General features: G+C 58.9%; 10 protein-coding genes. 8 read left to right on the top strand and 2 right to left on the bottom strand.

From position 1 onward, the window contains the following. Position 1 precedes the first annotated feature (1 nt). Together FHT84_RS04580 and FHT84_RS04575 are read left to right on the top strand one after the other, a co-directional pair. On the top strand, positions 2-1,372 hold the full coding sequence (locus tag FHT84_RS04580) for an MlaD family protein (RefSeq protein ID WP_112339998.1): 1,371 nt from the start codon (positions 2-4) through the stop codon (positions 1,370-1,372). Between the two features lie 38 nt (positions 1,373-1,410). After that, the gene (locus FHT84_RS04575) at positions 1,411-2,025 is read left to right on the top strand and encodes an ABC-type transport auxiliary lipoprotein family protein (protein WP_112339997.1); all 615 of its coding nucleotides are present in this window, start codon (positions 1,411-1,413) and stop codon (positions 2,023-2,025) included. A 124-nt stretch (positions 2,026-2,149) separates the two neighbouring features. Here the strand turns inward: FHT84_RS04575 and FHT84_RS04570 are convergent, their stop codons facing one another. After that, a complete protein-coding gene (locus FHT84_RS04570; protein ID WP_169645076.1) occupies positions 2,150-2,548 on the bottom strand; it encodes an SRPBCC family protein in 399 nt (132 codons plus the stop codon). 273 nt (positions 2,549-2,821) lie between these two features. On the opposite strand from FHT84_RS04570, the gene gndA reads away from it, so the two are divergent. After that, a complete protein-coding gene (gene gndA, locus FHT84_RS04565) occupies positions 2,822-4,249 on the top strand; it encodes an NADP-dependent phosphogluconate dehydrogenase (RefSeq protein ID WP_169645077.1) in 1,428 nt (475 codons plus the stop codon). Positions 4,250-4,310: 61 nt separating this feature from the next. Here the strand turns inward: gndA and FHT84_RS04560 are convergent, their stop codons facing one another. Continuing rightward, the gene (locus FHT84_RS04560) at positions 4,311-5,342 is read right to left on the bottom strand and encodes a LacI family transcriptional regulator (protein ID WP_169645078.1); all 1,032 of its coding nucleotides are present in this window, start codon (positions 5,340-5,342) and stop codon (positions 4,311-4,313) included. Between the two features lie 460 nt (positions 5,343-5,802). On the opposite strand from FHT84_RS04560, the gene FHT84_RS04555 reads away from it, so the two are divergent. From FHT84_RS04555 to FHT84_RS04535, 5 genes are all read left to right on the top strand, one after another. After that, entirely contained in the window at positions 5,803-7,038 is a 1,236-nt protein-coding gene (locus tag FHT84_RS04555) for an ABC transporter substrate-binding protein (protein WP_169645079.1), read from the top strand. A gap of 212 nt (positions 7,039-7,250) precedes the next feature. Continuing rightward, positions 7,251-8,156, top strand: a complete 906-nt coding sequence (locus FHT84_RS04550; RefSeq protein ID WP_112339992.1) for a sugar ABC transporter permease — start codon at positions 7,251-7,253, stop codon at positions 8,154-8,156. A 4-nt stretch (positions 8,157-8,160) separates the two neighbouring features. Further along, positions 8,161-9,090, top strand: coding sequence for a carbohydrate ABC transporter permease (locus FHT84_RS04545; RefSeq protein WP_245430230.1), 930 nt, complete (start codon positions 8,161-8,163; stop codon positions 9,088-9,090). 3 nt (positions 9,091-9,093) lie between these two features. Beyond that, positions 9,094-10,185, top strand: coding sequence for an ABC transporter ATP-binding protein (locus FHT84_RS04540; protein ID WP_169645080.1), 1,092 nt, complete (start codon positions 9,094-9,096; stop codon positions 10,183-10,185). A gap of 57 nt (positions 10,186-10,242) precedes the next feature. Further along, entirely contained in the window at positions 10,243-12,705 is a 2,463-nt protein-coding gene (locus tag FHT84_RS04535; protein WP_169645081.1) for a glycoside hydrolase family 2 protein, read from the top strand. The last annotated feature ends 66 nt before the right edge of the window (positions 12,706-12,771 follow it).

Genomic DNA, 12,771 nt, shown 5'->3' with positions numbered 1-12,771 from the left:
AATGGAAACCAAAGCGAATTATACGATCGTCGGATTCTTCACGCTGCTGGTTATCGCGGCTGCCTTCGGTTTCGTCTACTGGATGGCCGAGTACGGCCGCGGCGGCCCGATGGTCGAGCTCGTGGTGCGCATTCCCGGCTCGGCAAACGGCTTGAGCGTCGGTTCGCCGGTCCGCTTCAACGGCATTCAGGTCGGCTCGGTGCAGGGGCTGTCGATTGACGCCGACGATCCCAATTATTCTCTGGCCTTCACCCAGGTACGCGCCGATGCGCCGGTCTATACCTCGACCAAGGCTATCCTGGAAATTCAGGGTCTGACGGGTGCTGCCTATATCGAGCTCTCCGGCGGGCGCAACGGCGACGAGAACATCCTGAAGCGTTCGGTCGATACCGGCAAGCGCGCGGTGCTGCTCGCCGATCAGTCGAGCGTGACGAACCTGCTGACGACGGCCGACAAGATCCTCAACCGTGCCAATGACACGATCGGCGACATCCAGGGCTTCGTTTCGGATTCGCGCGGACCTTTGACCGACACGGTGCGCAACGCGCAGAAATTCTCCAAGGCCATTGCCGACAATTCCGACAATATCGATAAGTTCCTGGCAAGCGTCGGACAATTGTCCGATACCTTCAGGACTGTCTCGGTCCGCGTCGACTCGACACTGGATGCGATCGAGAAGCTGGTGCGTGCAGTCGATGCCCAGAAGGTTAACGACGTCATTGCCAATGCCGACAAGATCACGGCGAACGTGGCGGATGCCACGACCGATCTGAAGGCGACCGTTGCCAGTTTCAAGGAGACGGCCGACACCTACAATGCTTTCGGCCAGAAGGCGCAGAAGACGCTTGAGCGCGTCGACCAGATCATTGCATCGATCGATCCGGCAAAGGTCAAGGGATCGGTCGATGACGTTGCCGAGGTGACGAAGCAGGCGCGCGCAGCCATCGCCTCTATCCGCGATGTCGCCAGCTCCGTTGCTTCCCATCAGCGGGATATCGATCAGACGATTGCCAATGCCCGCGATATCTCCACCAAGCTCAATACGGCATCCGGCAAGGTCGACGGCATTCTGACGAAGGTCGATTCCCTGCTCGGTAACGACAGTACCCAGTCGCTGTTTGTCCAGGCCAGGGAGACGCTCGAATCCTTCAAGAAGACGGCTGACAATCTCAACTCCCGCATCGGGCCGATCGCCGACAACCTGCAGAAGTTCTCAAGCGGTGGCCTGCGCGACGCACAGACTCTGATCAACGACATGCGGGGCACGGTTGACAATCTGAATACTACAATCACAAATTTCGACCGCAATCCGCAGCGACTGATCTTCGGCGGCGATACGGTCAAGACATATGATGGCCGCGCGCGGCATTGATGAATAGCGATATCTGATTTCCAGGGGATAAGCGGAATATGGTCGGTTGCGTGTCGAGTGAGCGTCATCAGGTGTGGAAAGCTGTGATCGTATTGCCGGTGCTCGCAGCCCTGCTCGGAGGCTGTGGAACCGCCTCGAATAATGACACCTACGATCTTTCCGCGTCGGTGAAGGCAAACGGGCCCTCGGTCAAGAACCGCCAGATCCTCATCCCGCCGCCGACGGCGCTGCAGGCACTGGACAGCAACCAGATCGTCATCCGCGTCTCGCCTTCGGAAATCCAGTATCTCGGAAAGTCGCAATGGAGCGACAAGCTGAGCAAGATGGTGCAGTCGAAGCTGGTGGAGGCCTTCGAGAATACCGGAAAGCTCGGCGGCGTCGGCGTACCGGGGCAGGGCCTTGCGATCGACTATCAGATCGTCACCGACATCCGCTCCTTCGAGATCAACGCCTCCGGCGGCCATAAGACGGCGACGGTCGAAATCTCGGAAAAGATCCTGAACGACCGCACCGGTACGGTGAAGGCACAGAATGTCTTCCGCAAGGTCGTGCCGGTCAGCGGTGGCAGCAATCCAGATTTCGTCCGCGCGCTCGATGCAGCGTTTGCAGGCGTGGCCGGCGAGCTCGTCGATTGGACGTTGCGTTCGCTGTAAGGGCGCCCGGAGCAGTTCAGTTCTTCGCGGGATATCCGAGCTGCTCTATCCTTCCGTTTTTGCAAGTCCAGGGCTTTACGCAATTCCGGACGGAAAACCGCTGCGCACTTTTCCTGGAATTGCTTCAGCGCTCCATAAGCTCTTTCAACGTCTTCAGATCCCTCATTATGTGCGCGGCATCGGCTGCAAACTGGTCTTCGGTCATGCCGGGCAGCCGGAGCAGGGTGAACATGACCTCGCAGCCACCGCCATTCGGTACGACGCGCAGGGAATTGTGCACCTGCAGGCCGGATTCGAGCGTCACCCGATGGTCGATGACGCCGAAATCGTTGCGGGGCGAGAAGTGCACGCGGACAGTACCGAGCGTCCCTTCCGCGATCCAATCGTCTCCATCCTGCGTCAATCCCGATGCCAGGCCCGAGGCCCAGAAAGGCATGTTTTCCGGACGGCTGGCATAGCCGTAGACTTCCTTCCAGTTGCGATCGATGGAGATATGCACGATCTTCGCACTCATGGTCGACATGGTGTCTTCCTCCTCTATATCCCTCATGGGCTGACGATCGGTCATTGCAGCTTCGGGAAATGGATAAATCACGAATCCAGCAACATTCTTGCACAGTCCTGCAAAGGGGACGATTCATGGCTTGCGAAGGCTTGCCGTTTTCCGTCCGGAGTGCAACAACAACGCCGAACGTAGGGCTGTCGCAGGTCACGTCGAGGGCATTGCGTCATATCGGATGTTGATGCGTCTTCAGGATAGGGCCGGGCGCAGTCAAAGACTCATTGGAGGATTGTCGTGGAAAAGGCAGAAATCGGGCTGATCGGTCTCGCGGTAATGGGATCGAATCTGGCGCTCAACATTGCCGAAAAAGGCAATAAAATCGCCGTGTTCAACCGCACGCCGCAGGTAACGGATGAATTCTACGCGAATGCGGGCGCGCTCAAGGACAAGATCATTCCCTGCAAGACGATCGAGGAATTCGTCGAGGCAATCCGTCCGCCGCGGCCGATCATCATCATGATCAAGGCCGGCGAGCCGGTCGACCAGCAGATGGCGGCGCTGCAGCCGCATCTGGACAAGGGCGATATCATGATCGACGCCGGCAATGCCAATTTCCGCGATACGATCGCCCGTTTCGATCGCCTGAAAGATACCGGCCTGACCTTCATCGGCATGGGCGTATCCGGCGGCGAGGAAGGTGCGCGTCATGGCCCCTCCATCATGGTCGGCGGCACGGAGGATTCCTACAAGCGCGTCGAGAAGGTGCTGACGTCGATTGCTGCCAAGTACAATGACGATCCATGCGTCGCATGGCTCGGCAATGACGGCGCCGGACATTTCGTCAAGACCATCCACAACGGCATCGAATATGCCGACATGCAGATGATCGCCGAAATCTACGGCATTCTGCGTGACGGCCTCGGCAAGAACGCCGCTGAAATCAGCTCGATCTTCGGCGACTGGAACAAGGGCCGCCTGAATTCCTACCTGATCGAGATCACCGAGAAGGTTCTGGCCGCCAAGGACCCAGCGACCGGCAGTGCCATGCCAGATGTCATTCTCGACAAAGCCGGCCAGAAGGGCACCGGCAAGTGGTCTGCCATCGAAGCGCAGAACATGGGCATTCCCGCGACCGCGATCGAGGCGGCCGTTGCGGCCCGCAGCCTGTCCGCGATCAAGAGCCAGCGCGAAGCTGCCGAGAAGATCTTCGGCACGCCGGATTACAAATTCCCGATCAGCTTTGGTCCGGACCTGCTGAAGGACCTCGAGCTTGCGCTGTTTGCAGCCAAGATCGGCGCCTATGCACAGGGCTTTGCCGTCATGGCGGAGGCCTCGAAGGAATTCAACTGGTCGCTGCCTATGCCTGTGATCGCCAAGATCTGGCGCGCCGGCTGCATCATCCGTTCGCAGTTCCTCGACGAAATCACCAGCGCCTTCACCAAGACCCCGGATGCGGCGAACCTGATCGTCACGCCGGCCTTTGCCGAGATGGTCAAGGAATCGATCCCGTCGCTGCGCCGCATCGTTTCGGCTGCGACCGCTGCCGGCCTTCCTGTTCCGGCCCTTGCTTCGGCGCTGACCTATTTCGACGCCTATCGCCAGGCTCGCGGCACCGCCAACCTCATCCAGGCCCAGCGCGACTTTTTCGGTGCGCACGGTTTCGACCGTGTCGACGGCAAGGATATCCATCACGGCCCTTGGGGCAGCGGCGCCAACGGCTAAAAGAAACTGCAAGATCTGAAATGAAGAGGCCCGCTGGAAAAATCCGGCGGGCTTTTCGCTATCAGTTCTTCGGCCAGACGGGCGGGCTGATGCTTTGCAGCAGCTCCGGCTCCACCCCGTCGATACGGGCGATGACAGCCTTGGCGAGTTCCCGGCCGGCGTGGCGGAAATCTTCCGATACCGTGATGATCTCGGGCCTGATCCAGCTCAGGACATCGGCCGATTGCTTGGAGACCATGTCGATGTCGCGGCCGAGACGAAAGCCTGCTGCCTCGATGCCGGCATTGACGGCGATGGCGCCGCCGCTGCTGGAGCAGATGATCCCATCGGGCGCATGCGGAGAGCGCATCAGTGCTTCGGTCGCGTCCTTGATATCGGCAAGCGCATTGTCGGTGGTTATCCTGAGCGGAATCTCCTCGGCACCATATTGATGCAGGCCCGTCTGGAAGCCGATGCGGGTATGCGAATAGTAGGTGAGCTTGCTTGAGGGCTGCAGCAGGGCCAGGCGACGCCGCCCTCTTGCAACCAACGCACGGACGGCCTCGTGCGCGAAGGCCTCGTTGTCGAAGTCATGGAAGGGATGGATGATACCCATATCCGTCCGCCCGTGCGTGGCGAACGGCATGTTGCGATCATGCATCAGCTCGACACGCGGATCATCCGGTTCAGTACGTGATATGATGACACCATCGGCGGAGCCGGTGTCGAGGATGTAGCGCACCGGCACCAGCGGATCCTTGCTATGCGAGTGCGGCGTGATGACCAGGTGATATTGCGTGCCGGCAAGGACCTCGGAAATGCCGAAGACCATGTGGCTGGTAAAGCCCATGATTTCTTCGTCGATGCTCAGCACCAGCGCGATGACATTGGTCTTGCCCGTTCTGAGGCGCACGCCGGCCCGGTTCGGCTGATAACCCAGTTGGCGGGCGACCATGCGCACGCGTTCCTTGGTCTCGGCACCGATATCGGGAGCATCCTTCAGCGCGCGTGAAACAGTGGTAATTCCAAGCCCCGTCATGAAGGCGATCGTTTTCAGTGTTGGCCGCTCCGGCCCAGACTGCGTGCTGCCGCCTGAAGTTCTCTTATTGTCCATTCCGTTCAAGCCCGCCTCCCGGCCGCCTCCCGCGGCCAATCCGCTTATATTGCCCAGGCCTGCATCGCAAGCACGGGCGAAACGCGGCGCCTCCTCGCTCTGAATAGAAACTGTAACGATACAGTACGAATGTCGAGCACTATTTTGGATGCGTCCTTCGATAATATTTCCAGCGGTTGTATTCGAACCTGCGAACGGATCGGGTTTCATTCGTAGCGTAGGACGAGGGGGTGGTTACAGATTCCTACAATTATAGTGCTTTATAATCAGTTAGTTACGCGGAAAGGTCCTTGAGTCTGCCTGTTGAAAAGTCAATGCGTTCGGCCTAATTTTGTAGACGGAAATTTAGCCACAGGTTGTATAATCGCCCATTATCGAAAAAATCTCGAGTTGGCGGTTGCGCAGCGAAAATGATTCGACTACGTTTTTCCGGCAACGTTTCAGTGAGGGAGGAGAACTCATGAATATTCGTTTGATAGCTGCTGCGCTGGCTGCTTCCGTCGTATTGCCACTTGGTGCGGCCAAGGCGACCGACCTGGAGGTAACCCATTGGTGGACTTCGGGCGGTGAAGCAGCCGCCGTGGCCGAGTTGGCAAAGGCTTTCGACGCAACTGGCAATCATTGGGTCGATGGCGCGATCGCCGGCTCCGGCGGTACTGCGCGTCCGATCATGATCAGCCGTATCACCGGCGGTGATCCGATGGGCGCCACTCAATTCAACCACGGACGTCAGGCCGAGGAACTGGTGCAGGCGGGCCTCATGCGCGACCTGACCGATGTCGCGACGCAGGAGCACTGGAAGGATATCGTTCGTCCATCCAGCTTGCTCGATTCCTGCACGATCGACGGCAAGATCTATTGCGCACCGGTCAATATTCATTCCTGGCAGTGGCTCTGGCTTTCGAATGCAGCCTTCAAGAAGGCCGGCGTCGCGGTTCCAAAGAACTGGGACGAGTTCGTTGCCGCCGCTCCTGCGCTGGAGAAGGCAGGCATCGTTCCGCTCGCTGTCGGCGGTCAGCCATGGCAGGCGGCAGGCGCCTTCGACGTCCTGATGGTCGCCATCGCCGGCAAGGATACCTTCGAGAAAGTGTTCAAGGACAAGGATGCGAAAGTAGCTGCTGGGCCGGAGATCGCCAAGGTCTTCAAGGCTGCAGACGACGCCCGCAAGATGTCGAAGGGCTCCAACGTTCAGGATTGGAACCAGGCCACGAATTTGGTCATCACCGGCAAGGCCGGCGGCCAGATCATGGGAGACTGGGCGCAGGGTGAGTTCGCCTTGGCAGGCCAGAAGGCAGGCACGGACTATACCTGCCTTCCGGGTCTCGGTGTCAATGAAGTCATCTCCACAGGCGGCGACGCATTCTACTTCCCGCTGCTGAAGGATGAGGCCAAGTCGAAGGCTCAGGAAGCTCTCGCCAAGACGCTTCTCGATCCGAAGACCCAGGTTGCCTTCAACCTGAAGAAGGGTTCGCTGCCGGTGCGCGGCGATGTGGACCTCGCAGCAGCCAACGACTGCATGAAGAAGGGCCTGGAGATCCTGCAGAAGGGTAATGTGATCCAGGGTACGGACCAGCTTCTCTCTGCCGACAGCCAGAAGCAGAAAGAGGATCTGTTCTCCGAGTTCTTCGCCAATCCTTCGATGACGCCGGAAGCTGCCCAGAAGCGCTTCGTCGAGATCATCACCGCTGCTGATTGATCTCTATCTTCTCGCTGTAGTGATACCGGCCTCGCGCTGCGGGTCGGTATCATGGCCGGGACACGTTCTGTGACCCGGCCGGCTACGGCGCCTCAGGCGACCGACCCATAGAGATGTGACGTTGGCCGTGAATGAGGAGAGAGCGACAGGAGCCGGGCCATGATCCCAGAGTTCCTGATCGTCGAAGCAATAGCGCTTTAGAAGGAGCTACAATGACGGGTCATGCGAAAGCCGGCCGGCCAAATCAACTGCTGCGCAATCTCAATTCGAAGATTGCATCCATTCCAATGATCCTGACGGCCGTCGTCATCTTCCTGGGCGGCACAATCTGGACCGTGGTGTATTCCTTCACCAATTCAAAGCTGCTGCCACGTCTCAGCTTTGTCGGGCTGGACCAATACCATCGTTTGTGGGCAGCGCCGCGCTGGGTCGTGTCCATCGAAAACCTTGCCGTTTACGGCATTCTTTCCATGATATTCAGTCTCGTCATCGGCTTCGTGCTGGCCGCGCTGATGGACCAGAAGATCCGGTTCGAAAACACGTTCCGTACGATTTTCCTCTATCCTTTCGCCCTCTCTTTCATCGTCACCGGCCTCGTATGGCAGTGGCTGCTCAACCCCGAATTCGGCATTCAGTCCGTGGTGCGTTCGCTCGGTTGGACGACCTTTACTTTCGATCCGCTCTATACGCCAAGCATCGTCATCTATGGCGTGCTGATCGCTGCACTCTGGCAGGGAACGGGCCTGGTGATGTGCCTGATGCTCGCCGGCCTTCGCGGCATCGACGAGGACATCTGGAAAGCAGCGCGTGTGGATGGGATACCCATGTGGAAGACCTATCTGTTCGTTATCATTCCGATGATGCGCCCCGTCTTCATCACTACTCTGGTCATCATCGCCAGCGGTATCGTCAAGGTCTATGACCTCGTCGTCGCGCAAACGAGCGGCGGGCCCGGCATCGCTTCGGAAGTCCCGGCAAAATACGTCTACGATTACATGTTCCAGGCGCAGAACCTCGGTCAGGGATTTGCAGCTTCCACCATGATGCTGGTCACTGTGGCGATCGTCGTCATCCCCTGGGCTTACCTGGAATTCGGCGGAGGGCGCAAACGTGTCTGATACCATTACTCTCAAGAATGCGAACGGCGGTGCTGCCTTGACGGACAAGACACTCTCCGGACCGAGCGGCCGCAAGCCGCGCCGGGTGATTTCCGGCCGCAACATCATGCTCTACGGCACGCTCTTCGTTGCCGCGACCTATTACCTGTTGCCGCTGTATGTGATGATCGTCACCTCCCTGAAGGGAATGCCGGAAATCCGGCTTGGCAACATATTCTCGCCGCCGCTCGAGATCACATTCGAACCATGGGTGAAAGCCTGGGCAACGGCTTGCACCGGTCTCAATTGCGACGGTCTTTCCCGCGGCTTCTGGAATTCCGTACGCATCACAGTGCCGTCCACCATCCTTTCGATCGCGATTGCTTCGGTCAACGGTTATGCGCTCGCCAACTGGCGGTTCAAGGGCGCGGATTTCTTCTTCTCGATCCTCATCATCGGCGCGTTCATCCCCTATCAGGTGATGATCTATCCGATCGTCATCGTGCTGCGCGAAATCGGTATCTACGGGACGCTCAGCGGTCTTATCCTGGTGCACAGCATCTTCGGCATGCCGATCCTGACCTTGCTGTTCCGCAACTATTTCGCGTCGCTTCCTGCGGAGCTCTTCAAGGCTGCGCGCATCGATGGCGCCGGCTTCTGGCAGATTTTCCTGCGCATCATGCTGCCCATGTCGCTGCCGATCTTTGTCGTCGCCATGATCCTGCAGATTACGGGTATCTGGAACGACTTCCTGTTCGGCGTCGTCTTCACCAGGCCGGAATATTATCCGATGACCGTCCAGCTCAACAATATCGTCAATTCCGTCCAGGGCGTGAAGGAATACAACGTCAACATGGCGGCAACGATCCTGACGGGTCTGGTTCCACTTATCGTCTATTTCGTCTCCGGACGGCTTTTCGTTCGGGGCATCGCCGCCGGCGCAGTGAAGGGGTGATCCATGAACAGCAGCGTTTCCATCAAAGACCTGTCGCTCGATTTCGGCTCGGTCACCGTTCTGAAGAACCTCAATCTCGAGATCAATGACGGCGAATTCCTGGTGCTCCTGGGGTCGTCGGGCTGTGGCAAGTCGACCTTGCTCAATTGCATCGCCGGCCTGCTCGACATCACCGAGGGGCAGATATTCATCAAGAACAAGAACGTCACCTGGGAAGAGCCGAAGGATCGTGGCATCGGCATGGTGTTCCAGTCCTATGCCCTCTATCCGCAGATGACGGTCGAAAAGAACCTGTCCTTCGGCCTGCGCGTTGCCAAGGTGCCGCAGGATGAGATCAATAAGCGCATCGCGCGTGCCGCCGAGATCCTTCAGATCCAGCCGCTATTGAAGCGCAAGCCGGCCGAGCTTTCGGGCGGCCAGCGTCAGCGCGTCGCGATCGGCCGGGCCCTGGTGCGCGATGTCGACGTCTTCCTTTTCGACGAGCCGCTGTCGAACCTCGATGCCAAGCTGCGTTCGGAGCTGCGCGTCGAAATCAAGCGGCTGCATCAGTCGCTGAAGAACACGATGATCTATGTCACCCATGACCAGATCGAGGCGCTGACGCTCGCCGACCGCATCGCGATCATGAAGAACGGCGTCATCATGCAGCTCGATGATCCCACGACGATCTATAATGAACCGCGCAATCTCTTCGTGGCCGGTTTCATCGGATCGCCATCGATGAACTTCCTCAAGGGCGAGCTGGTCAATCGCGAAGGCAAGGTTGTGTTCGCGACCAATGACGTGCTGTTTTCTCTCGATGGCTATAAGGCCGGCGAGGCGTTGCAGACTGGCCGCAAGGTCGTGCTGGGCATCCGTCCCGAGCACATCAAGGTCAATGAAGAGGCCGCGGCCGGCGCCGAGATCCACGATGCCACCGTCGATATCGAGGAGCCGATGGGTGCCGACAACCTTCTGTGGCTGAAGCATGCCGGCCATACGATGTCGGTTCGCGTGAACGGCGCCAGGCGCTTTGGCCCCGGTTCGGCCGTAAAGCTCGGCTTTGACATGTCTCTCGCATCGCTCTTTGATGCGCAGACGGAGCTCAGAATCTGATCACATGCAAGGAGGTGGCCTTGCCGCCTCCGTCTTACAGCGGTCCGAGGAGGTCCGATGTCGTCTTCGCTCAATGATAACTTCACCGTCGATCTGGCCGGATCCTGGAGGTTGACCTCTCCCGACAGCGATCATTCGCTTGCCATGTCGCTGCCCGGTGACGTCCACACGGCCCTGCATGCGGAAGGGCTTATTCCCGATCCCTATTTCGGCCGCAACGAAGAGGTCATGCAGTGGGTCGCCCAGCAGGATTGGGAGCTGACACGCAGCTTCACGCTGGATGACGCGGGCGGCGACTGGTATCTCGATATCGATTATCTCGACACCGTCGCCAGCGTCTATGTCAACGATACGCTGGTGCTGGAGGCCGATAATTGCTTCCAGCGTTATCGTCCCGATGTCTCGAAGGCGCTGAGGGCGGGTGAGAACACCATTCGCATCGTCCTGCATTCGAGTATCGCTGCCGGAGCCGCCCTGCAGGCGAAGCAGCCCTTCTACATTCCCTACAGCACCGGTAATTCGCCGATCCCGAACGGCAACATGCTGCGCAAGCCGCAGTGCCATTTCGGCTGGGACTGGAACATCGCGATTGCGCCGCTCGGCCTTTACGGCACCATTGCACTGAAAAAGCTCGAGATCGCCCGTATCGAGAATGTCGTCACGCAACAGATCCATAATGACGACGGCTCCGTCGATCTCAAGGTGACGGTGGCGCTATTTGCCAAGGGAACGGGGATTGCGCAACTCTATTTCTCGCTCGGCGACGAGCGCGTGCGCCTCGACGTCGGCGTCAATGCCGGCGAAACCTCAATCACTCACTTCTTCCATGTCGACAAGCCGAAGCTCTGGTGGCCGGCCGGCAATGGCGAACAGGCGCTCTATACGCTTTCGGTGGAAACCAATTTCGAAACCGTCACCCGCCAGATCGGCCTGCGCACGGTGGAGTTGATCACCACGGAGGATGAAGCGGGCAGCCGTTTTGCCTTGAAGGTCAATGGCCGCGAGATCTTTGCCCGTGGCGCGAACTGGATTCCCGCCGACGCACTGTTTTCCCGCTCCAACCCGGCCGCGACCGAGGATCTGCTGCAATCCGCCGTCGATGCCAATATGAATGCGATCCGCGTCTGGGGCGGCGGCTTCTACGAGCATGACTGGTTCTATGATACTTGCGACCGACTGGGGTTGATGGTGTGGCAGGATTTCATGTTCGCCTGCAATCTCTACCCGTCGACGGGTGATTTTCTTGAGAATGTCGAGGAGGAGGTTGGCTATCAGGTTCGCCGGCTTGCGACGCATCCCTCCATCGTTCTCTGGTGTGGTGATAATGAGTTGGTGGGCGCGCTCACCTGGTTCGAGGAGTCCCGCAAAGATCGGGATCGCTATCTCGTCTCCTACGATCGCCTGAACAGGACGATCGAGACGGCAATGAAGAAGGCCCTGCCGGATGCGATCTGGTGGCCGTCGAGCCCGGCTTCGGGTTATCTCAATTTCGGCGACGCCTGGCATGCCGATGGCTCCGGCGACATGCATTATTGGTCGGTCTGGCACGAGAACAAATCCTTCGACAATTATCGCTCCGTGCGGCCGCGATTCTGCTCGGAATTCGGCTTCCAGTCCTACACCTCACTGCCCGTCATCAAGACCTATGCCGAGGCGAAGGATATGAATATCGCCTCTCCGGTCATGGAGCTGCACCAGAAGAACGCCGGCGGCAACGAGCGGATTGCCGGCACGATGTTCCGCTATTTTCGCTTCCCGAAGGATTTCCCGAATTTCGTCTATCTGAGCCAGGTCCAGCAGGGCCTCGCCATCAAGACGGCGGTGGAATATTGGCGGTCGCTGAAGCCGCATTGCATGGGTACGATCTACTGGCAGCTCAACGACACCTGGCCTGTCGCTTCGTGGTCCAGCTTGGATTACGGCGGCCGATGGAAGGTGATGCACTATCTGGTGCGGCGCTTCTTCCAGCCCGTATCCGTCGCGGCAATTCCCTCCGAAGACAACAAGACGATCCGCTTTTCTCTGGTCAACGATACCAATGCCGACATCATGGCCGATATTTCGGTATCGCTGCTGAAGCTCGACGGCGAGCGTGTGCCGCTGACGACGGCGCATGCCGTCTGCACGCCGGATGCTGCCGTCACGGCATTATCGATCGACGCGGATCAAGTGCCGGCGGATTGCCTGCTGGCGTGGCGCTTCACCGCATCGAACGGCATGGGCGGCGAGGGGCACTATGTCCACGGCACCTATAAGGCGCTCGAGCTTCAGCCTGCCGGGCTGACGGTGCTGCGGGAGGAGAAAGAGGAAAACGGGACAGTGGAACTCACTGTCACCACCAAGGGACTTGCGCTGTTCGTGATGATCGAGAGCGAGGCGGAAGGGCGTTATTCCGACAACGCCTTCGATCTTGCCGCCGGCGAAAGCCGCCGCGTCGTGTTCACGCCAGCCAAGCCGCTCGCAAGCGGCGTGCCCGAATTCCGCATCTACGATTTGCAATCCAGCCAGTCGGTGGATTGAGCCATCGCGTCGCAGTGGCGGCGCTTTCGGGGCCCCAAGCCCCAAGATAGACGGCCCGAAGGCCAT

Origin of the sequence: Rhizobium sp. BK289 (assembly GCF_014193575.1) — a bacterium.
GTDB lineage: Bacteria > Pseudomonadota > Alphaproteobacteria > Rhizobiales > Rhizobiaceae > Rhizobium > Rhizobium tropici_C.
This window is presented reverse-complemented; position numbering and strand designations above follow the sequence as displayed.

Bases quoted from the DNA above. Each gene is read 5' to 3' on its own strand.
- FHT84_RS04580 (WP_112339998.1), top strand. From the start codon at position 2: ATGGAAACCAAAGCGAATTATACGATCGTCGGATTCTTCACGCTGCTG.
- FHT84_RS04575 (WP_112339997.1), top strand. From the start codon at position 1,411: ATGGTCGGTTGCGTGTCGAGTGAGCGTCATCAGGTGTGGAAAGCTGTG.
- FHT84_RS04570 (WP_169645076.1), bottom strand. From the start codon at position 2,548: ATGTCGACCATGAGTGCGAAGATCGTGCATATCTCCATCGATCGCAAC.
- FHT84_RS04560 (WP_169645078.1), bottom strand. From the start codon at position 5,342: ATGGACAATAAGAGAACTTCAGGCGGCAGCACGCAGTCTGGGCCGGAG.
- FHT84_RS04555 (WP_169645079.1), top strand. From the start codon at position 5,803: ATGAATATTCGTTTGATAGCTGCTGCGCTGGCTGCTTCCGTCGTATTG.
- FHT84_RS04550 (WP_112339992.1), top strand. From the start codon at position 7,251: ATGACGGGTCATGCGAAAGCCGGCCGGCCAAATCAACTGCTGCGCAAT.
- FHT84_RS04540 (WP_169645080.1), top strand. From the start codon at position 9,094: ATGAACAGCAGCGTTTCCATCAAAGACCTGTCGCTCGATTTCGGCTCG.
- FHT84_RS04535 (WP_169645081.1), top strand. From the start codon at position 10,243: ATGTCGTCTTCGCTCAATGATAACTTCACCGTCGATCTGGCCGGATCC.